Annotated in this window: 17 protein-coding genes and 4 pseudogenes; 12 read left to right on the forward strand and 9 right to left on the reverse strand. The window is 70.5% G+C overall.

Annotated elements, in window-relative coordinates:
* Nucleotides 1-76: 76 nt before the first annotated feature.
* The 4 genes from OG452_RS11745 to OG452_RS11760 all read right to left on the reverse strand — a co-directional run bounded on the left by OG452_RS11745 (nt 77) and on the right by OG452_RS11760 (nt 5,258).
* On the reverse strand, nt 77-1,495 hold the full coding sequence (locus OG452_RS11745) for an AI-2E family transporter (RefSeq protein ID WP_327295571.1): 1,419 nt from the start codon (nt 1,493-1,495) through the stop codon (nt 77-79).
* 112 nt (nt 1,496-1,607) lie between these two features.
* Nucleotides 1,608-2,318 (reverse strand): transglycosylase SLT domain-containing protein, encoded by a 711-nt coding sequence (locus tag OG452_RS11750; RefSeq protein ID WP_327295572.1) that lies wholly within the window; start codon nt 2,316-2,318, stop codon nt 1,608-1,610.
* A gap of 408 nt (nt 2,319-2,726) precedes the next feature.
* Entirely contained in the window at nt 2,727-4,049 is a 1,323-nt protein-coding gene (locus OG452_RS11755; RefSeq protein ID WP_327295573.1) for a PhoH family protein, read from the reverse strand.
* 447 nt (nt 4,050-4,496) lie between these two features.
* Complete coding sequence (locus OG452_RS11760) at nt 4,497-5,258, reverse strand: isoprenyl transferase (protein ID WP_327295574.1); 762 nt, start codon at nt 5,256-5,258, stop codon at nt 4,497-4,499.
* 153 nt (nt 5,259-5,411) lie between these two features.
* Here OG452_RS11760 and mgrA point away from each other — a divergent pair, with 153 nt between their 5' ends.
* Nucleotides 5,412-6,536 carry an L-glyceraldehyde 3-phosphate reductase gene (mgrA, locus tag OG452_RS11765; RefSeq protein WP_442809994.1) on the forward strand — a complete coding sequence of 375 codons (1,125 nt, stop codon included), beginning with the start codon at nt 5,412-5,414 and terminating at the stop codon, nt 6,534-6,536.
* A 168-nt stretch (nt 6,537-6,704) separates the two neighbouring features.
* Here the strand turns inward: mgrA and OG452_RS11770 are convergent, their stop codons facing one another.
* From OG452_RS11770 to leuA, 3 genes are all read right to left on the reverse strand, one after another.
* Nucleotides 6,705-7,466 (reverse strand): A24 family peptidase, encoded by a 762-nt coding sequence (locus OG452_RS11770; RefSeq protein WP_327295576.1) that lies wholly within the window; start codon nt 7,464-7,466, stop codon nt 6,705-6,707.
* A 68-nt stretch (nt 7,467-7,534) separates the two neighbouring features.
* Nucleotides 7,535-8,293: a class I SAM-dependent methyltransferase gene (locus OG452_RS11775; protein ID WP_327295577.1), complete on the reverse strand. Its 759-nt coding sequence runs from the start codon at nt 8,291-8,293 to the stop codon at nt 7,535-7,537.
* A 107-nt stretch (nt 8,294-8,400) separates the two neighbouring features.
* Nucleotides 8,401-10,152 carry a 2-isopropylmalate synthase gene (leuA, locus tag OG452_RS11780; RefSeq protein ID WP_327295578.1) on the reverse strand — a complete coding sequence of 584 codons (1,752 nt, stop codon included), beginning with the start codon at nt 10,150-10,152 and terminating at the stop codon, nt 8,401-8,403.
* Between the two features lie 203 nt (nt 10,153-10,355).
* Here leuA and OG452_RS11785 point away from each other — a divergent pair, with 203 nt between their 5' ends.
* The gene (locus OG452_RS11785) at nt 10,356-11,057 is read left to right on the forward strand and encodes a FadR/GntR family transcriptional regulator (protein ID WP_327295579.1); all 702 of its coding nucleotides are present in this window, start codon (nt 10,356-10,358) and stop codon (nt 11,055-11,057) included.
* Here the strand turns inward: OG452_RS11785 and OG452_RS11790 are convergent.
* Complete coding sequence (locus OG452_RS11790) at nt 11,015-11,452, reverse strand: STAS domain-containing protein (RefSeq protein ID WP_327295580.1); 438 nt, start codon at nt 11,450-11,452, stop codon at nt 11,015-11,017. The genes OG452_RS11785 and OG452_RS11790 overlap by 43 nt on opposite strands.
* A 360-nt stretch (nt 11,453-11,812) precedes the next feature.
* Nucleotides 11,813-12,046, reverse strand: a pseudogene (locus OG452_RS11795) (cytochrome P450); the annotation flags it as partial.
* A gap of 177 nt (nt 12,047-12,223) precedes the next feature.
* Here OG452_RS11795 and OG452_RS11800 point away from each other — a divergent pair.
* The 10 genes and pseudogenes from OG452_RS11800 to OG452_RS11845 all read left to right on the forward strand — a co-directional run bounded on the left by OG452_RS11800 (nt 12,224) and on the right by OG452_RS11845 (nt 19,564).
* The gene (locus OG452_RS11800; RefSeq protein WP_327295581.1) at nt 12,224-12,628 is read left to right on the forward strand and encodes a hypothetical protein; all 405 of its coding nucleotides are present in this window, start codon (nt 12,224-12,226) and stop codon (nt 12,626-12,628) included.
* Nucleotides 12,625-13,410, forward strand: a pseudogene (locus OG452_RS35400) (right-handed parallel beta-helix repeat-containing protein); the annotation flags it as partial. The gene OG452_RS11800 and the pseudogene OG452_RS35400, both read left to right, overlap by 4 nt.
* A gap of 87 nt (nt 13,411-13,497) precedes the next feature.
* Nucleotides 13,498-14,669: pseudogene (locus OG452_RS35405) on the forward strand (AAA family ATPase).
* Nucleotides 14,670-14,874: 205 nt separating this feature from the next.
* A complete protein-coding gene (locus tag OG452_RS11815) occupies nt 14,875-15,996 on the forward strand; it encodes a S8 family serine peptidase (RefSeq protein ID WP_327295584.1) in 1,122 nt (373 codons plus the stop codon).
* A gap of 155 nt (nt 15,997-16,151) precedes the next feature.
* A complete protein-coding gene (locus tag OG452_RS11820; RefSeq protein ID WP_327295585.1) occupies nt 16,152-16,562 on the forward strand; it encodes a DUF3592 domain-containing protein in 411 nt (136 codons plus the stop codon).
* 40 nt (nt 16,563-16,602) lie between these two features.
* Nucleotides 16,603-16,683, forward strand: a pseudogene (locus tag OG452_RS11825) (DUF397 domain-containing protein); the annotation flags it as partial.
* Nucleotides 16,684-16,799: 116 nt separating this feature from the next.
* A complete protein-coding gene (locus OG452_RS11830; protein WP_327295586.1) occupies nt 16,800-17,546 on the forward strand; it encodes a nucleotidyltransferase domain-containing protein in 747 nt (248 codons plus the stop codon).
* Nucleotides 17,547-17,703: 157 nt separating this feature from the next.
* Nucleotides 17,704-18,393, forward strand: coding sequence for a DUF4232 domain-containing protein (locus OG452_RS11835; protein WP_327295587.1), 690 nt, complete (start codon nt 17,704-17,706; stop codon nt 18,391-18,393).
* A gap of 92 nt (nt 18,394-18,485) precedes the next feature.
* Nucleotides 18,486-19,064, forward strand: coding sequence for a SigE family RNA polymerase sigma factor (locus tag OG452_RS11840; RefSeq protein WP_327295588.1), 579 nt, complete (start codon nt 18,486-18,488; stop codon nt 19,062-19,064).
* Between the two features lie 62 nt (nt 19,065-19,126).
* Nucleotides 19,127-19,564 (forward strand): hypothetical protein, encoded by a 438-nt coding sequence (locus tag OG452_RS11845; protein ID WP_327295589.1) that lies wholly within the window; start codon nt 19,127-19,129, stop codon nt 19,562-19,564.
* Nucleotides 19,565-19,716 lie beyond the last annotated feature (152 nt).

The following is a 19,716-nucleotide window of genomic DNA, read 5'->3' on the forward strand; positions in this document are numbered from 1 at the left end:
GCACCACCGGGGCTTTTTGCTCGCCCATGAGGGCTGTGGAACACAACTGCTCCGGTGCCGTCTCCGGCCCCGTTCCTCACTCGGGAAGCTCGGTCGTCTCCAGCGCCGGGGTCCGGACGTCGGGCACCGGCTCCGGACCGGGCTCGCGCCTGGACTCCTGCGGCGCCGGGGCCTGCGCCGCCGGGGTCTCCTGCTGCTGGTGCTGCTGTTGATGCTGCTGGTGGGGCGCGGCCCTCAGCGCGGTCTCCATGCTGTACGCGCGGAGGTAACCGACCACCTTGTTGGTCACCGCCACCAGCGGAACCGCCACCACCGCTCCGCCGATCCCGGCGATCATGCCGCCTGCTGCTACCGAGAGGACCACCGCCAGCGGATGGACCCGCACCGCACGGCCGAGGATGAACGGCTGGAGCACATGGCCCTCGATCTGCTGCACGGCGAGCACCACGATCACCACCATCAGCGCCGTGAAGGGGCCCTGGGTCACCAGCGCGACGACCACCGCGAGCGCACCGGACGTCACGGCGCCGACCAGCGGGATGAACGCGAACAGGAAGATGAAGACGGCCAGCGGCACGGCCAGCGGCACATCGAGGAAGAAGAGCCCGAGCCCGATGAAGATGGCGTCGATCAGCGCCACTATCACCGTGCCGCGCACATACGCGGTCAGCGTCCGCCAGGCACGCGGCCCGGCGCCCGCGACCCCAGGACGGGCCTGCGCAGGAACGAGCTTGAGCGTCCACTGCCAGATGCGCGCCCCGTCGTACAGCAGGAAGAGGGTCGAGAACATCGCCAGCAGCATCCCGGTCAGGAACTCCACCATGACCGTGACGCCCTGGAGGCCGGCCGACGTGATCTCGTTCGTGTTGGTCCCGACGGTGTCGCTCAGGTTCTTGGCGATCTCGTTGATCTGCTTGTCCGTCACATGGAACGGGCTGTGCAGCAGCCAGCGCCGCAGCTCCTGGATACCCTCCTGGACCCGGCTGGAGACCGTGTCCAGATTCTCCATCACCTGCCAGACCACGAACCAGCCGACCAGGCCCATGATGACGAAGCCGAGGATCGCGGTCAGCGCGGTGGCCAGCCCCCGCGGCAGACCGGCCCGCCGGAGCCTGGCGACCGTCGGCTGGAGGAGCGCGGTGACGAGCAGCGCGCCGACGAACGCGAGGACGACCAGCTGGATGGCGCTGATGACCCGCATCAGCACCCAGAGGGCCCCAGCGAGGACGAGGAGCCGCCAGCCCGCCTCGGCGGCCACCCGCATACCCCACGGCACGGCGGCCACCGGATCGGGGCGGGCCGCCACAGCCGGCGCGTAGTCCGGGGGCGGCGGCACCTGCCCGGGCGCCGGATGGCCGCCCCCGCCGTGCGACGTGGCCCCCGTTACGTGGTTGGCGCCGTCCACATCGTCCGCGGAACGGCGTTCCTCCAACCTTTCACCCATATGAGTGAGTTCAGAGCCCACGCGCCCCAGCCAGTCCGGTAGTTTCGACATCCTCTTCCTCTTCCCCCGACCGCGCGCTTCATCCGGAGCCGACCGTACACGCACGGAAGCCCCCCGCCGAAGGACGGCGGGGGGCTCCATGAAGTTGAGCGGACGAGCCGCTCTAGTACCAGCTGTTGGCCTGCCAGAACGACCACGCACCACAGGGGCTGTGGTAGCGGCTGTTCATGTAGTTCAGGCCCCACTTTATCTGCGTGGCCGGATTGGTCTGCCAGTCGGCGCCCGCGGACGACATCTTGGAGCCGGGGAGAGCCTGTACGAGACCGTAGGCACCGGAACCGGGGTTGGTCGCCTTGTAGTTCCAGCCGGACTCATGGCTCACGATGTTGCTGAAGCACTGGAACTGGTCGGACGGCATCATCTGCCGCGCCATGGCCTGGACCTGTGCGGCCGTGTACGAGCCCTGGGAAGAGAAGCTGCTCGCGTCGCGAACGGAGGAGCGGCTGGATTCCAGCTTCTTCTCCTCGGCACGCTTCTTCGCGGCCTCCTTGGCCTTGGCAACTGCCTCGTCGGCAGCTTCCTTCTTGGTCTTCGCGTCCTTGGCGGCCTGGATGCGGGCCGACTCCTCCGCGGACTTCTTCGCTGCCGCGTCGGCCTGCACCGCCTGGGTGTCTGCCTGCTCGGTCAGCGAAGCGACCTGGGCCTGCTGGCCATCAGGAATGTCTGCGAGAGTCGTCGTGTCCGCGGCGGAGGCTGCATCGATGTTGTCGCCTGCGGGCATCGTGCTGCCCGATGCGACGCCGACAACTGCTCCTACGGTGGTGACCGCAGTGGCTGACGCCACCGCGAATCCCCGGACCGAAATCCGGCTCACACGGTTTCCTTCCAGCAGCGACCGCTCGTGACCTCGCGGACGCAATCGTGCCCCTGGCGCGGGCCTCCCTGGCGTACAGGTCACGGGAGGCGCTGACCCGGTGGGCAACTCCCTTACGGAAGTGCCGCGTGGTGCTCGGGCGGCATACGGCGGCAAGTGTTGAGTTGTGTGGTGCTGCACCCCTGAGGGTGAACGTGTGCCGTATGCGGGGCCTGACGGAAGCAAGACTCTGCCCGAAGCCCACGCTTCAAGGCAAACGTCGGCCGAGTGTTAAAGCTCACACCCCGTTTGGCGCACGAGTTTTCTGGAGATTGCTGCGCAACAGCGAACCGCCCGGCTAGGCTCCTGCGCCTTGCCGGGCGGCTTCAACTGACCAGTACCGTACGGGCCGGTGTCTGGCAATACCCTTCAGAGCTGTCCGTCCTCCAGCATTTCGGTCACCAGTGCGGCGATCTGCGAACGCTCGGACCGGGTGAGGGTGACGTGGGCGAAGAGCGGATGCCCCTTCAGTTTCTCCACGACGGCGACCACTCCGTCGTACCGGCCCACCCGCAGGTTGTCCCGCTGGGCGACGTCGTGGGTCAGCACGACCCGCGAGTTCGAGCCAATCCTGGAGAGCACCGTCAGCAGGACGTTCCGCTCCAGGGACTGGGCCTCGTCCACGATGACGAACGCGTCGTGCAGTGAGCGGCCCCGGATATGAGTGAGCGGCAGGACTTCGAGCATGCCCCGTCCGACCACTTCCTCGATCACGTCCCGGCTCGTCACCGAGGAGAGGGTGTCGAAGACCGCCTGCGCCCAGGGCCCCATCTTCTCGGACTCTGAGCCGGGCAGATAGCCGAGTTCCTGTCCGCCGACCGCGTACAGCGGGCGGAAGACCATCACCTTCTGGTGCTGCCTGCGCTCCAGGACGGCCTCAAGACCCGCGCAGAGCGCCAGCGCGGACTTGCCGGTGCCGGCCCGGCCGCCCATCGAGATGATGCCGATGTCCGGATCGAGGAGCAGATCGAGCGCGATGCGCTGCTCGGCGCTGCGGCCGTGCAGCCCGAAGGCCTCGCGGTCGCCCCGTACGAGCCTCACATTGCCCTCGGCCGTGATCCGGCCCAGTGCCTTGCCGCGCTCGGACTGGAGCACCATGCCGGTGTGCACGGGCAGTTCGGCGGCCTCCGGTACATAAAGGGTGTCCTCGGAGAACAGCAGGTCCACCTGGTCGGGCGAGAGGGTCAGTTCGCTCATCCCCGTGTAACCGGAGTCCGTGATCGCCAGTTCGGCGCGGTACTCCTCGGCGAGGAGTCCCACGGATGAGGCCTTGATGCGCAGCGGCAGGTCCTTGGAGACGACTGTGACGTCGAATCCCTCGGCTTGGAGGTTGCGCGCGACCGCGAGGATGCGTGAGTCGTTGTCCCCGAGCCGGTAGCCGGCCGGGAGCACGCTGGGATCCGAGTGGTTGAGTTCGACACGGAGGGTCCCGCCGAGCTCGCCCATGGGAAGAGGGGCGTCGAGACGTCCGTACCTCACCCGGAAGTCGTCCAGCAGGCGCAGTGCCTGGCGGGCGAAGTAGCCGAGCTCAGGATGGTGCCTCTTGGCCTCCAGTTCCGTGACCACGACGATCGGGAGCACGACCTCGTGCTCGTCGAACCGGGTCATGGCGCTGGGATCGGCCAGCAGGACGCTGGTGTCAAGAACATAAGTGCGCCTGTCGGGCATGCGGCGCTTAGTGCTGGTCACCACGGAAGGACGTACCCCCTTTGGACACAAGCCTGAGGTCGGGGAGCGACGGCGTCGCGGGCTGCTGGGACCGGGGCGGGCCCCCACCAGCGCGGAGGCCGGACCCGGCCCTCCACGTCGCCCGCGCTCACCGCACGGTCTTCCTGGTGCAAAGGGCCTCCCGGGCGAGCGGACCTGGCCGCTCACTGAGATACGACATCCGTGGACCGGACGTCGACCTGGAAGGGGTATTCCCGCGAACGCCCGCCGCCATGCCATGGCGTACGACCGGTTCCTGCCAGCGGCGGTCCGTACCGGGAGGTTTTCACCCCCACGTCACCCGCGGCTGACCGGCGCGACGTCCGCGCGCCACCGGGTGTCCACACCGGGAAAGCGAAATGTTCAGGCCATCACTCGAAAGGGTGCGCGGAGAGAGCGCATGGGCGCACGGCGGGCGCCGGCCGGGAAGGCTCAGGCGCCGTAGCGCCGGTGGCGGGCCGCGTAGTCGCGCAGCGCCCGCAGGAAGTCGACCTTGCGGAAGGCGGGCCAGAAGACTTCGCAGAAGTAATACTCGGAGTGCGCGCTCTGCCAGAGCATGAACCCGGAGAGGCGCTGCTCCCCGCTGGTGCGGATCACCAGATCCGGGTCGGGCTGGCCGCGCGTGTAGAGGTGTTCCGAGATGCGCTCGACGTCGACGGTCTCGGCCAGCTCCTCGAAGGATGTGCCCTTCTCGGCGTGCTCAAGCAGGAGCGAGCGGACCGCGTCGGCGATCTCCTGGCGCCCGCCGTAGCCGACCGCCACATTGACGAGTATTCCGGTGTTGCCCGTGGTCGCCTCTTCGGCTTCCTTGAGGACCGCCTGGGTGTGACCGGGGAGCAGGTCGAGCGCGCCGACGTGGTGGACCCGCCAGCGGCCGTCCGCCGCGAGGCCCCTGACCGTGTCCTCGATGATGCCGAAGAGCGCGGTGAGCTCCTCCTGCGGGCGGTCGAAGTTGTCCGTGGACAGCAGCCAGAGCGTGGCGACCTCGACCTCGGTCTCCGCGCACCAGCCGAGAAATTCGGTGATCTTGTCGGCCCCGGCCTTGTGGCCTTGTGCGGCAGTGCCTCCGGACGCCTTGGCCCAGCGCCGGTTGCCGTCCAGGATGAGTCCGATGTGCTTGGGCACCTGGTCGTGGTCGAGGCGGCCTTCCACCCGACGTGCGTAGAGCCCGTACACCAGGTCGCGCAAGTTCACTGCGATTCACCTCGCGATGTCGTGCCGGACGCCCTGCCCGACGTGCTTTTCCGGCTGGGGTCCCGGGAGGCGTCCCCCGGGACGGCACAGCACCGAGTCCAGAGCTCCGTGCGGTGGCGATCGCCCGAGCCGCCACAGTACTGCGCAGGGGTCATGACAGCCCAACCCGGCCTGTCACAAGTCCGTGATAAGGAGGGGCCTGTGACTGATTCTCTTCGTTATTACGCCGCTGATGACCGATACGACTCCATGGAGTACCGGCGCAGCGGTCGCAGTGGGCTGAAACTCCCCGCTGTCTCGCTCGGCCTGTGGCACAACTTCGGCGACGACCGCTCGCTCGACTCGCAGCGGGCGATCCTCCGCCGCGCCTTCGACACGGGCGTCACCCATTTCGACCTGGCGAACAACTACGGCCCGCCGGCCGGCTCCGCCGAGCTCAACTTCGGCAAGCTCTTCGCCCAGGACTTCGCCCCGTACCGGGATGAACTGGTCATTTCGACCAAGGCCGGCTATCTGATGCACCCCGGCCCGTACGGCGAGTGGGGCTCGCGCAAGTACCTGCTGTCCTCGCTGGACGCCTCGCTCACCCGGATGGGTCTCGACTACGTCGACATCTTCTACTCGCACCGCTTCGACCCGGACACTCCCCTTGAGGAGACGATGGGCGCCCTGGCCTCCGCCGTGCAGCAGGGCAAGGCGCTGTACGTCGGGGTCTCCTCGTACAACAGCGAGCAGACCGCGGAGGCGGCCCGCATCCTCAAGGAGATGGGGGTCCCCGCCCTGATCCACCAGCCCTCGTACTCCATGATCAACCGCTGGATCGAGGGAAGCGAAGCGAAATGGGGGTCCCCCCGGACGGAGTCTGGGGGAAGGCTGCTCGACACCCTGGAGACGGCCGGCATGGGCTGCATCTCCTTCGTGCCGCTCGCACAGGGCCTGCTCACCGGCAAGTACCTGAAGGGCATCCCGGAGGGCTCGCGGGCCACTCAGGGCAAGTCGCTCGACCCGGGCCTGCTCTCGGACGAGGTCGTACGCCGGCTCAACGGGCTCAACGAGATCGCGAAGCGGCGCGGCCAGTCCCTGGCGCAGCTGGCACTCAACTGGGTGCTGCGCGATCCGCGGATGACGTCCGCGCTCATCGGCGCTTCCAGCGTGAAGCAGCTGGACGAGAACGTGGCGGCGCTCGCGGCGGCCCCGCTCTCCGCCGAGGAGCTGACCGAGATCGACTCGTTCGCCGTCGACACCGCGGGCACCAACATCTGGGCCGGCCGGAGCTGACCGCCGGAAGCGGCGTGGCGGTAAGGGCGGGCCGGGAAGCGGCGCGGGAAAGGGCATAAAAAACGGGCCGGTCCGTGGGGGGGGATACGGACCGGCCCGAGGGGGGGTTTCCACCATAACCCTTCATAAGTCGTGTTGGGGCCATGCCGTGCACCCGGGCGCCCGGAATTACGCTCCGAAGCCGCCCAGCAGCAGACCGGTGAGCGCGCCCGCCACCATGAACGGGCCGAACGGCATCGCGCTCTTGCGTCCCGCGCGCCCTCGCAGGATCAGGCCGACGCCGTACACCGCGCCGTAGACGAACCCGGCGAAAGCGCCGATCAGCAGGACCCCCCAGCCGTACCAGCCGAGTGCCACCCCGAGACCGGCCGCCAGTTTGACGTCGCCGAAGCCCATGCCGTTCGGGTTGATGAGGAAGAGTACGAAGTAGCCGCCGCCCAGGGCGAGTCCGCCGAGCAGAGCGCCCGTCCAGGAGCCCCGCGCGCCGGGCAGCAGCGCCGCGGCTCCCAGCAGGACCGCGGTCGCCGCCACGATGGGCAGGGTGAGGACGTCGGGCAGCCGCTGTACCGCGCGGTCCACCAGGGCCAGCAGTACGAGGGCGGGCGCGAGCAGCACCCAGACGGCCGCTTCGGGAACGGGCCCGGCCGCCGCGGCGAGGGCAGCGCAGCACAGGGCGGTGAGCACGGCGGTCACCGGTGTACTGGGTCCGTACCAGCCCCCGGTCCCGCGCGCCGGGCCGAGCCAGCCGGCGATGGGCTGACCCGACGGGGTGGCCCCGTGCCAGGGGGTCCCGGGCGCCACCGCGAGGCGGTAGGCGGGGCGCGGCAGCAGAGTCCCCACGGCGCCGCCGAAGCAGGCGGCGAGTACGACGATCAGCGCGGCAGACACCCGGCCGAGTTTAGACCTGGCGGCAGATGGGGGGGCCGCCATGGGGGCCGGAGCCGCCATGGGGCCGGAGCCGTCATGGGGCCCGGAGTCGTCATGATGGTCCGGGCCCGTCAACGCGGCTTGCGGGCCTCGATGAGGAAGCGTGTCGTGTGTGCGAGGAACGGTCCCTCGGCCTCGATCCGCTCGTGCAGGGCCCGGAGCTGCGGCAGATACGCCTCGGCGGTGAAGCCGGGCACCATCCAGACCACCTTGCGCAGGAAGTAGATGACAGCGCCGATGTCGAAGAACTCGGTGCGCAGGCTCTCCAGCCGCAGATCGACCACCTCCAGGCCGGCCGCCAGCGCCGCGGTGCGCGCCGCCTCCGGGTCGCGTCCCTTGCGCGCTTCGGGCTGCGGGCCGAGGAAGTACTCGACGAGCTCGAAGACGCTGGCCGGGCCGACCTCCTGGGAGAAGTACGTGCCGCCCGGTGCCAGTACCCGGGCGATCTCCTGCCAGTGGGCCTTCACCGGGTGGCGGCTGACGACCAGGTCGAAGGCCCCCTCGGCGAAGGGCAGCGGCGGCTCGTCCGGGTCGGCCACCACCGCCGCACCCAGCGGATGCAGCAGGGCGGTGGCCTTGGCCACGTTCGGCGGCCAGGCCTCGGTGGCCACCGTCAGCCGCGGCAGCTTCGCCACCCCGGCCAGCACCTCCCCGCCGCCGGTCTGGATGTCGAGGGCGGCCGAGGCCCGGCCCATCCGCTCCCCCATCGCGCGGGCGTATCCCCACGACGGGCGCTCCTCGGTGGCACGCCCGTCCAGCCAGGAGAAGTCCCAGCCGTCGACGGACACGGAGTCGGCCTCGGCCACCAGCTCATCAAAGGTCCTGGACATGGGAACCAAGTCTGGCAGGCCCGGGGGCGGGCCTGCCAGCGGGTTTACGCGCCGCCGGGTGCGGCTCCGCCGCTATCCGGCCGGCTGGGCGGCCGGGTGCAGATCCGCTATCCGGCCGGCTGGGCGCCGGACTGCGCGGCGCGGTTCACCGCGGCGAGCACCGCGCGCACCGACGCGGTCAGAACGGAGCTGTCCCGTCCCGCGCCCCAGTACGTCCGGCCGCCCACCCGGCACTCGGCGTACGCGACGGCCGGGCTGTCCGGGCCGGTGCCGGTGGCGTGCTCCGTGTAGTGCAGGATGCCGGCCTCCGTCCCTGCCCGGGCGAGGGCCGCGGTGAAGGCGGAGAGCGGCCCGTTCCCGGTGCCCCGGTACGGCACACCGTTCAGCGTGCAGCTGAACTCGTGCTCTCCCCCTCCCACTTCGGCCGTACTCCAGTCGCCGAGCACCATCGGCCCGTCCTCACCGGGGGCGAGGTACACCGCGCTGAACAGCTCCCACAGCTGCTTGCCGCTGATCTCCTCGCCGCTGTCGTCGGTCTCCCGCTGGACCACCGACGAGAAGTCGATCTGGAGACGGCGCGGCAGGTCGAGTCCGTACCCGGTCTGCAGCAGATACGCGATCCCGCCCTTGCCCGACTGGCTGTTGACCCGGATGACGGCCTCGTAGTCGCGGCCCACGTCGGCCGGATCGATCGGCAGATACGGCACGGTCCACAGCGCGCGGCCCGACTGGTGGGCCATCCCCTTCTTGATGGCGTCCTGGTGCGTACCGGAGAAGGCGGTGTAGACGAGCTCGCCGCCGTACGGGTGCCGTTCGTGCACCGGGAGGCGGTTGCAGTACTCGACGGTGCGCCGGATCTCGTCGATGTCCGAGAAGTCCACCATCGGGTCGACGCCCTGGGCGTGCAGATTGAGCGCGAGGGTCACCAGGTCGACGTTGCCGGTCCGTTCGCCGTTGCCGAAGAGACATCCCTCGACGCGCTGCGCCCCGGCCAGCACGGCCAGCTCGGCGCAGGCGACGCCGGTACCCCGGTCGTTGTGCGGGTGCACGGACAGGACGACCGAGCCGCGCCGCTCCAGGTTGCGGTGCATGTACTCGATCTGGTCGGCGTAGACGTTGGGGGTGGCGATCTCCACGGTGGCCGGGAGATTATGGATGACCGGCCGGTCCGGCGAGGCGTCCCACAGCTCGGTCAGGCAGTTGCAGATCTCCAGGATGAAGTCCGGCTCGGTGAGGTTGAAGACCTCGGGCGAGAACTCGAACCGTACGGAACCGGCGGAGGCGTCAGCCAGCCGGGCCACCTGCCCGGCCGACTTCCGTACCAGCGCGGCCAGTTCGTTCCTGGTCCGCCCCAGGACCACCTCGCGCCAGACGGGAGCGGTGGCGGTGTAGAGGTGCACGACGGCGCGCGGCAGCCCCTCGATGGAGGCGAAGGTCCGCTCGATGAGGTCGGCGCGGGCGGGGGTGAAGACGACGACGGTGACATCGTCGGGGACGACGCCGGGCTCCGCGAGCTGTCGTACGAAGTCGAAGTCCGTACGGCTGGCCGACGGGTATCCGACCTCGATCTCCTTGAACCCCATGGCCACCAGCAGGTCGAACATCCGGCGTTTGCGGGCCGGGTCCATCGGTTCGGCGAGCGCCTGGTTGCCGTCGCGCAGATCGACCGGCACCCAGAGCGGCGCCTGCTCGAACCGGCGGGAGGGCCAGCCGCGATCGGTGTCGGCCAGCGGCACGGAGACCCGCTCGTGGGCGGACTGGTAGCGGTGGGACGGCATGGCGCTGGCGCGCTGCGGGTTCCAGCCGGGGGCGCCGGGCGGCACCGGGCCCTGCGGCGTGCGGAGGGTCGGGAACTGCATGGGTGGCTTCCTTCTCTTCGGCCCGTCCGGCCGTCGGCCTCGTCGGCCGTTCTGCGGAACGACCGGCAGCGCAGAGCCCCGCAGCGGGGTGCCGGTCGTGTCGTCAGGCCCCGCTGCGGCGGCCGAGAAGGAGACCACGCAGCTTCATGCCGGGTACAGTAACCACGAAACAACTCCTCAGACAACCTGAGAGGTAGCCGTACGTGTCATCACCCCCACCCCTGGCCTCGCTCCGTCCCAGCCCGCTGGTTGAGCAGGCCGCGGAACAGTTGCGCGCGCAGATCACGTCGGGCCACTGGCCGGTCGGCACCAAGCTGCCCGGCGAGACGACGCTGGCCAGGACGCTCGGAGTGGGCCGCTCCACGGTCCGCGAGGCGGTGCGCGCGCTGGCCGGGCAGGGGCTGCTCAGGCCCCGGCAGGGCGCGGGGGTCTTCGTCATCGCCACCGAACCTGCGGAGGACTGGCCGACGCGGCTGCGCAGGGCCGCCGTCGCGGATGTGTACGAGGTCCGGTCGATGGTCGAGATCCACGCGGCCCGGCTGGCCGCGGCCCGGCGTACGGACGGTGATCTGGCCGCACTGGACACGGCCCTGGAGGGGCGTCGGGCCGCGGCCTCGGGTGCGGACGACGCGGCTTTCGTGGACGCGGACATCGCCCTGCACGCGGCGGTGGTCGCTTCCGCGCACAACCCCGTACTGACGGATCTCTTCGCGCGGTTCGCCCCCGTGCTGCGGGAGGGGCTCATCGAGCTGGTGGAGCTGCTCGGCCTGCGCGGTCATGACCCGAACCACGGGGACGAACCGCACGCCGCGCTGGTGGCGGCGGTCCGCCGGGGTGACGCGGACGCCGCGGGCCGGATCCTTCAGGCCGAGATCTCGGCCACGGTGGGGCTGCTCGGGAAGTAGCGGGCCAGGCCGGTGACCCGCAGCATCCGCAGATGCAGCGCGCGGGTGCAGACCAGGTCGATGGAGCCGCCACGGTCGAGCACCCGCCGCCTGGCGCGGCAGAGCAGCCCCAGCGCCGCGCAGTCGATGAAGGTCGCGGGCCGGAGGTCGACAATCACGCGCGCGCCCTGGGACGCGGTGGCGGCGTCGGTGCACTCACGGATGTCGCCGGCCGCGAGGACGTCGATCTCGCCGCGCAGCTCGACCACGGTGAAACGGCCCGCGGTGTAACAGCGGACGGCAGGGCCGGGGCCGGACGGCTCCACTTGCTCCGACTGCGCTGTGTGCTCTGACTTCTCCGCGTGCTCTGGGTGGACGTGCTCTGCGTGTTCCGTGTGCTCATCCTTCGCATCCATGACAGACCCCCGGTCGGTCGCTGTGGCATCGGTTCGGTCGGCGGCAACGGGCCGGCCGGCCAGGGCCGGGGCAACGTGACACACCATAAGAAGCACTGCGGTGCAGAAACGTGCATGCTTGCCCTGATTCACCTGGCTGGGTGAAGCAGCCGGTGAGCAGACGTGAACCACCGCCCGCCCCGGCCGAGTTGTGAAGAAGGAACAGGACGAGAGGCGGGAACAAGGGCAAGAACAGGGCAAGGGGACAGGGACAGCGGTACCGGACCCAGCATCACAGCCCGGGGCCGATTCGGCATCCCGGCTGTGATCATTCAGTCGTACGGCAGCGGTCCGAGCCCGAAGCCAGGAGATTGGCGAAGCCAGGCCGAGCATGCCGGCGATGACGTTGACGGGGAAGCGGCTGGCGAACCCCTCCGCGAGGCCCACGGTCCCCGGAGCGGCCCCGCCGAGCAGTGCGCCGATCAGCTCGCGGGCGTTGCGCTCGATGACCGGCAGGAACTTCTGCTGCGGGTCACTGCCCCGGAAGGCCGACGCGTCCAGGGCCCGGCGGACCGCGTGCTCACGCCCGCTGAGCTGGAGGATCGTCCGGCCGTGTGGTCATGGCGCTCCCTCAGTCGTCGATCTGAGCCGTCAGAAGGGTAGTTGACGGTGACAGGGGGCGAGCGGGCCAAGGCGCCCGGGGCGGAGATCACCACACTCCGCCCCTTGGCATGATGGTGCCCGGTCGGTCGGCCGTCGGCCGACCGGAGTACCGAGCACGAGGGAGCCCCTGTGGCGCGCCATCTGATCGTCGTGGACCCGGCAGGCGCGGGCGACCACCGCACCATCGGAGAGGCGCTGAACGCGGCGCGCGGCGGCTCGGTGATCAGCGTCAGGGCGGGGCGGTACGACGAGAACCTGGTCGTCACGAAGCTGGTCACCGTCGTGGCACACGAACCGGGCGGCACCGTCGAGATCGCACCGCGCAGCGGCACCGCCGTACAGGTGCTCGCCGAGGCCGTGAAGCTCTCCGGGCTTCGGCTGGTCGCCGGCGGGGGCGGCGACGAGGACGAGCCCGTGGTGGACGTGCCGCACGGTCAGGCCGCCTTGGAGGAGTGCGAGGTGTTCGGTAACTCCTGGGCCGCGCTGCTCTCCAGGGACCAGGGTTCGCTCGCCATATCCGCGACACCACCGTGAGCAATCCGGCGGGCGCGGGCATCGTCGACCTGTCGTCGCGGACCAGCGTCGTCGAGCACTGTGTACTGGAGCGGCTGGGCAGTTCGGGGATCGTGCTGGGCGAGGACGCGGCCACCGAGGTGCGCGGCTGCACGGTCCGGGACGCCCGAGGCAACGGCGTACTGGCCAACGGACGGGCGCGCGGCAGTTTCACGGATGTCACGGTGGAGCGGACCGTGAAGCCCGGGGTGGCGGTCGAGGAGAACGCGACGACGCGGTTCACGGACGTACGGGTCGACGACTGTGTCATCGGCTTCCATATATCGACGGCCGCGCAGACCGTACTGACCGACTGCACGGCCACCGGCTCCACGACCCACGGCGTCACCCTTTCCGGCGGGACCGACCCCGAGCTGAACCGGATACGGATCGACCGCCCCGGCGGACACGGCATCGCCGTCACCGGGCGCTCCCGGGGCACCGTCACCGACGCCCGCATCACCGGGGCCCGTTCGGCCGGGCTGCTCGTACAGGACGGGTCGTCAACGACCGTGCTGCGTACGGAAGTCACCGGGGGCGCGGCCGACGGCGTCATGCTCACCGGCGGCTGCGTCGCGCGGCTCGACCGGGTCACGGTGACGGGTGCCGCCGGGCATGGAATCGTCGTCGCGGAGGGCGCCGACCCGGTGCTGCGGCGGATCGAGGTGTCGGACACCGGGGGGCACGGCATCGAGCTGCGCGGCGGTGCGCGCGGGAAGATCGAGGCGTCCGCGGTGACCTCGGCCGGCGGCTGCGGTGTCCGGGTCGACGGCGCCCGTCCCGCACTGCAGGGCACTGCCGTACGGTCCGCCGCGCGGGCCGGGGTGTCGGTTCTGGCAGGCGGCGTCGTCATGCTGGTCGACTGCGAGGTCGACGGGGCGGGCCGCGACGGCCTTGAAGTAGATGGTTCCGAGGCCGAGTTGACGGCCGTCCGGGTCCGGGTCCGTAAGGCCGGACGACACGGCGCGAGCGTCGGGGCCGACGCGACGGCCGAGCCGACCGAGTGCATCCTGACCGAGGGCGGCGGCGACGGGCTGCGGACCGCGAGCCGGCTGCGGGTGCGCGCCTCGGGGTGCACGATCACCGGTAACAAGGGTGCGGGCGTGCGCCGTACACCCAGCGAGGGCGAACTGGTACTCGACCGGCTGACCAGCGAGGACAACGGCGAGCCCGACGCCACAGTGGACGACGACGCCCCGGGAGCCGCCCCCGGAGATCCGCGCGGCCCGCTCGCCCGGCTGGACGAACTGGTCGGGCTGCGTGCCGTCAAGGAGCAGGTCGCCACCCTGGTCAACCTCAACCGGCTGGCCCGGCGGCGCCGCGAGGCGGGTCTCCCGGTCCCGGCCACCGCCCGCCATCTGGTGTTCGCGGGCCCGCCCGGCACCGGAAAGACCAGCGTGGCGCGGTTGTACGGGAGCATCCTCGCGGCGCTCGGTGTGCTGCGCTCCGGGCATCTGGTGGAGGTGGCCCGCGCCGATCTGGTCGCGAAGGTGGTCGGCGGCACCGTCATCAAGACCAGCGAGGTCTTCGAACAGGCCATGGGGGTGTGCTGTTCATCGATGAGGCGTACTCCCTCACCCAGGGCGGGCCGGCGGGCGGCGGCGCCGACTTCGGGCGGGAGGCGGTCGACACACTGGTGAAGCTGATGGAGGACCACCGGGACGACACGGCCGTGGTGGTCGCGGGTTACGAGCGCGAGATGGACCGCTTCCTCGGCTCCAACCCCGGTCTGGGCTCCCGCTTCTCGCGCCGGGTGACGTTCGGCGCGTACTCGGCGGAACATCTGGTGGAGATCGTGCGGCGCCAGTGCGAACGCGACGGGTACGACTGCGCGCCGGAGACGGTGGCGCGGCTCAGACGGCACTTCGAGGAGGTGCCGCGTGACGAGAACTTCGGCAACGCGAGGTTCGCGCGGCGGGTGCTTGAGTCGATGATGACGCGGCAGGCGGGGCGGCTCAGCACGATGCCGGAGGCGGGGCCGCAGGAACTGCGGATGCTGCTGCCGGAGGACCTGGTGGTGTGAGACGCCGCCTTTGGGCTGTCGGCCGCCGGGTGGCGACAACGAAGCGGCCGAGCAGGACCAGGGCCGGAGAACGCAGGACCGGCCGCGCCGCCCGGTCGATAGGATCACGCGTATACCGCTCCGTCTCGCTCAACTCCCGGCCACAGCGGCCCTCGTCGCCCTGATCGGGGGCGCGGCCACCGTGGCCGGGGCGGCCGCTCCCGCCGTGGCCGACGACTCCCCGACGCTGCCCGCCGTCTCGTCCGTGCCGCCCTCGGCGGGCGGCTGCGTCCGGCCGTCGAAGAAGCACTCCGACCTGACGCCCTGGCCGCAGCGGTACATCGCGCCCTCCCGGGCCTGGCCCTCCGCACGCGGCGCGGGGGTGACCGTCGCCGTGGTCGACACCGGGGTCGATGCCGACGGGGCGCCCGCGCTGGCCGGGCGGGTGACGGCCGGCCCCGATGTCGTATCGGGCGGGACCGCGGGCAAGGACTGTGCCGGGCACGGCACGTTCGTGGCGGGGATCGTCGCGGCCGGGCAGAAATCCGGTGTCGGGTCCGCGGGGGTCGCGCCCGATGCACGGATCCTGGCGGTCCGGGTGACCGGCACGGACGGGACGGCGACCGCCGACAAGGTGGCTGCCGGAATCAAGGCGGCGGTGGCCGGTGGGGCGCGGGTGGTGGATGTGCCGATCGCACTGACGCGCGGCAGTGCGTGGCTCACCTCGGCGGTACGGGACGCGGTACGGCACAACGTGCTCGTCGTGGCCCCCGCGTATGGGATCACCGACTCGTCCGGGGCCCCGACTCCGGCCGCCTATCCGGCAGCGCTGCCCGACGTGCTGGCCGTGGCCGGGCTGGCTCCCGGGGGTGGCCCCGACCAGAAGGCCGCGCCCGCGACGGCCCCCGACATCGCGGCCCCCGGCACCAGCCTCATGAGCATCGGCCCCGGCGGCAGCGGGAACTTCAGCGGCAGCGGGGCCGACCTGGCGCCCGGTTTCGTGGCGGGCACGGCCGCGCTGGTGGACAGCTACCGCCCCGGCCTGACCGCCCAGCAGCTCACGGACCGGCTGACGTCGACGGCGTACCCGGGGGCGGCGGGCAGCCGGTCACTGACGGGCGCCGGGACGGTCGACCCGGCGGGCGCGGTGACGGCCGTACTGCCCAAGTCCGCACCCAGCCCCGCACGGCCCGGGCCCGCTCCGCAGCTCGCGGCCGGCATTGGGGACAGCGCCCACACGGGCGCGGTCGCGGTGGCCGGCGGCGCGGCGGGGCTCGTCGCCCTCACGGCGTTCTTCGCGGTGGTGCTCCCGCGCGCACGGCGTAGGGGCTGGCGCGCGGGCGTCTGAACCGTTGGGTGTACGGGCGTCTTCGACCTCCCACTGGCAGCAGCCAGAGGGGTCATGGAGAACCATGCGTTCCGGTCCGGCGTCTGTTCTTGGTGAGGCACGGAACGGCCCCGGCCATTCCGCGTGGCACGCAGCCGAGAAGGAGATGAGAGTTCATGGGCCCGGAACAGGGTGCGATATCCGTCATGGCATTCGGCCTGCTCTTCGGAGCCGTGGGCGGCACGATCCTGTTCAAGGCACGCTGGCTGCGGCACCACGGGGCCCGGGCCTACGGCACCGTCGTCAGGCTGGCCAGGAGTTCCGGTGAAGGCGGGACGAGCTACCACCCGGTGGTGCAGTACCAGACCGGAAACGGCCGGATGATGGAGGTCAGGTCCTCGCAGGGAAAGAGCGGGAGGACCAGCCTCCGCCCCGGCACGCCCGTCACCGTCTTCTACGACCCGGCCAAGCCGCAGCGGATGGCCATCGATGGCTACTCCGGCGGCGGGGGCATGGTCGCCTTCTGTGTCTTTGGAGCCGTGATCTTCGCGATAGGCGCGCGGGTGCTGGTGTCGACGATCGCCTGACGAAGCGTCCGGTCCCCATGAGGGACGGCTCGGGCACCCCTTGACGACCCCATCCCCCAGTGGGTACAAGTCCTCGTACAGCAACAACGGCGGTAACTGCGTCGAGGTCGCCGCCAATCTCTAACACGTACGATCCAGAGTCGCCCCACCCCGCGCGGTGGGGCTTCTCGCTGCCCTGCGCGACCCCGGGCGGAAAGTCCGTCGCTGCCGGCCGAGGTTCGTGAAAACCTGACGGGCATGGATCCGGACCCGATTGACCTGGCCCGACGGCTCGTGCGTGACCGTTTCCCTGATGCGCTTGCCGTGGTCCTGGCGGGGTCCACGGCCGTGGGGCGGGCCACCGCCAGCAGCGACCTGGACATCGCGGTGCACATCGGGGACGGTGGCGAGACCCGTCGGGAGACGCTCCGGTTCGAGGGCCGTGTCGTGGAGCTGTTCATCCACACCCGGGCCGGTCTCGTCGATCTCTTCGCCGCGGATGTCGCCGCACGTCGCGCGGTCCTGCAGAGCATGTATGCCTCCGGTCTTGTCCTGGTCGACAGAGAGGGAGCGGCCGGACGGTCCCGGGCGCTGGCCGAAGCGGATCTCCGCAACGGTCCGCCGGCGCTTGAGCCCGAGGCGGTCGAGACGAAGCGGTACGGGCTGACTGACGCTCTGGACGATCTCGGCGACGCCGACGAGCCCATTGAGCGCCTGGCTGTGGCCGGGTTCGTAGTCAACGCCGCCGCAGACCTGCTCTTCGACCACCACCGCGCGTGGGTCGGCGGCGGAAAGTGGCTGCCACGGCGTCTTCTGGAGGCGGACGCAGAGCATGGGGCTGCCCTGCTCGAAGGGCACCTGCATCTGTGTGAGTCGGGAGACGCCGAGCCGTTGATCGATGCGGCCTCGCACATCCTCAACCTCGTCGGTGGGCCGCTTCGCGAGGGATATCGCAGGGTCTGGCAGGGCGTCATCGAATCGATTGCTGTCGGCACCGGGCGTTGACGCGGTCCGACGTATAACAGGGATGTCTTAGAAAGCAGTTCGGCGGAACGGTCAGCCGGGCCGGGTCAGTCCTGGTGGTCAGAAACGCTCGCTCGTACCGACTCGTACCGACTCGTACCGAGCGGCCGGCACCTCAACCGAGACTGAGGAACAAACGGTGCTCGCTCGCAACCTCACCTTCGCCGCCCTGGCCGTTGCTGCGGGTCTCTCGCTCACGGCCTGCAACGGTGACAACGGCGCGGCCCGGAGCGGCGGCTCGTCACCGTCCTCCGAGTCCTCCGCGGCTTCCTCGACCGGCGATTCGGGCTCGGGCGGTTCGGAGCAGGGGGGCGGGAAGGACACCGCCGGGAAGAGCTCCGGCGGACAGGGTACGGGCGGGCAGGGTACGGATTCCAAGACCGGCTCCGGCACGGGCGCCAAGGCCGGCAAGTGCCGCACCGACGACATGGACATCACCGCCTCGGACAGCACCATCAGCGGCGACACGGAGGGATCGGTCGCGGTCACGTTCAAGAACGGCGGCGGCCGGGACTGTGCCCTGTCCGGATACGCGGGCATCGATTTGAAGACCAACTACGGGAATCTGTCCGCCAAGCGCAGCGGTCAGGGTTCCAGCCCCATGGTCCTCAAGAACGGCGAGTCGGTGTCCTTCGGCATCAGTTACCCGCTCAACAACACGGGCGGCTCCGGCGTCAAGGTCACCGGACTTGTGGTGACCCCGCCGGACGAGACGAAGTCGTTCTCCCTCGCATGGCCCGGCGGCGCCAGCCTGCCCGTCACCGACGGCTCCGGCTCCCCCGTCAAGGTCTTCCCGATGGGCAGCGCCGGCCAGGGCGGGGCGAGCTGACCCGTACGGCACTGTGACCCAGGTCTCACGATGCGCGTGCAGCACATGAGACGGCTTTCCCGTCAAGGAGGGGTGACAGGAAGGGAGGGGATGTGGACCTGGCAACCGAGCACGGTGTCCGTACCGCACACAGCGAGCCCAGGCCGACGGAGTCGGAGGCCGAGAACGACTTCCATGGCTTCGTCGTCGCCCGGTCGGCCGCACTGTTCCGCGGGGCCCTCGTCTTGACGGGAAACCGCGAGACAGCGGAGGACCTGGTCCAGGAGACCCTGGAACGGGCCTGCCGCAAGTGGCGCACCATCGCCGCCAAGGACGCTCCGGACGCCTATGTGCGGCGGATCATGGTGAACCTGGCCAACGACCGGTGGCGGAGATTCCGCCGCACGGTCCCGCACCAGGACGGTGGCGACCGTGCCGCCTCCGGGGACCAGTACGGGCAGGTGGACACAAGGGACCAGTTGGTGCGGGCCCTCCAGGGTCTGCCGATGCGTATGCGGACGGTCGTGGTACTCCGGTACTTCCACGATCTGTCGGATGCCGAGATCGCCGCCGACCTGAGGATCTCACCGAGCACCGTGCGGTCCCAGCTCGCTCGTGGCATCGACAAGCTCAGAGGCCAGTTCCCCGCACTCTCCAGCCCTTCACCACAGCAGCCCACGGAAGGAATCTGATGAATTCAAACGGTTCACAGCCTTTCGGCTGCACACCCTTCGAACAGGAACTGGTGAACGCCATGAACGACTTCGCACACACCACCGCGACGCCGGACTTCGACACGGCCGCGATCGCGCGCGGCGCCCGCCGCAAGCGGGCCACGGCCATAGCGGGCATCGCCACCGCCCTCGTCGTGGCCGGCGCCGGCACCGCCCTGGCAGTAGGGGGCGTCGCCGGCAGCTCGCACACCTCGAAGCCGGCCGCACCGGCCGCTGCCGACAACACCACCTTCCTCGTCCGCACCAGCGACGGCACCATCGCCAAGGAGAGCCTGGGCGGCGCGCCCTCGACGCGGGCCAGGATGATCCTTGTCCACTTCCGCCTCACGCCCAACTTCACCCGGGTCAAGAAGGCCGACTGTCCGCAGCCGCAGGACGCGGTGGTCTCGCTCTCGCCGCACGCCCCGACCGTCCTCAACGAGGGTGACACCGTCCTCGTGACCACCTGCTACCGCTGACCCCGGCAGAACCGGCCTGACAGAGCCGGGCCGGCAGGACAGAGAGTGGTGGCCCCGTCGGAACCGGGGCCACCACCCCCTGTATTCCAGCACGGCCTGCGCCCCGGAGGGCTGTGCGGCCGCGCATCGCACGCGTCTGGGCACAACATCAG

It is taken from the genome of Streptomyces sp. NBC_01197 (assembly GCF_036010505.1).
Lineage (GTDB): Bacteria > Actinomycetota > Actinomycetes > Streptomycetales > Streptomycetaceae > Streptomyces.

Coding starts and splice junctions, on each gene's coding strand:
- leuA (WP_327295578.1), bottom strand. CDS start 10,152: ATGCAGTTCCCGACCCTCCGCACGCCGCAGGGCCCGGTGCCGCCCGGC.
- OG452_RS11775 (WP_327295577.1), bottom strand. CDS start 8,293: ATGTCCAGGACCTTTGATGAGCTGGTGGCCGAGGCCGACTCCGTGTCC.
- OG452_RS11745 (WP_327295571.1), bottom strand. CDS start 1,495: ATGTCGAAACTACCGGACTGGCTGGGGCGCGTGGGCTCTGAACTCACT.
- OG452_RS11845 (WP_327295589.1), top strand. CDS start 19,127: ATGAACGACTTCGCACACACCACCGCGACGCCGGACTTCGACACGGCC.
- OG452_RS11830 (WP_327295586.1), top strand. CDS start 16,800: ATGGATCCGGACCCGATTGACCTGGCCCGACGGCTCGTGCGTGACCGT.
- mgrA (WP_442809994.1), top strand. CDS start 5,412: ATGACAGCCCAACCCGGCCTGTCACAAGTCCGTGATAAGGAGGGGCCT.
- OG452_RS11820 (WP_327295585.1), top strand. CDS start 16,152: ATGGGCCCGGAACAGGGTGCGATATCCGTCATGGCATTCGGCCTGCTC.
- OG452_RS11770 (WP_327295576.1), bottom strand. CDS start 7,466: ATGGCGGCCCCCCCATCTGCCGCCAGGTCTAAACTCGGCCGGGTGTCT.
- OG452_RS11790 (WP_327295580.1), bottom strand. CDS start 11,452: ATGGATGCGAAGGATGAGCACACGGAACACGCAGAGCACGTCCACCCA.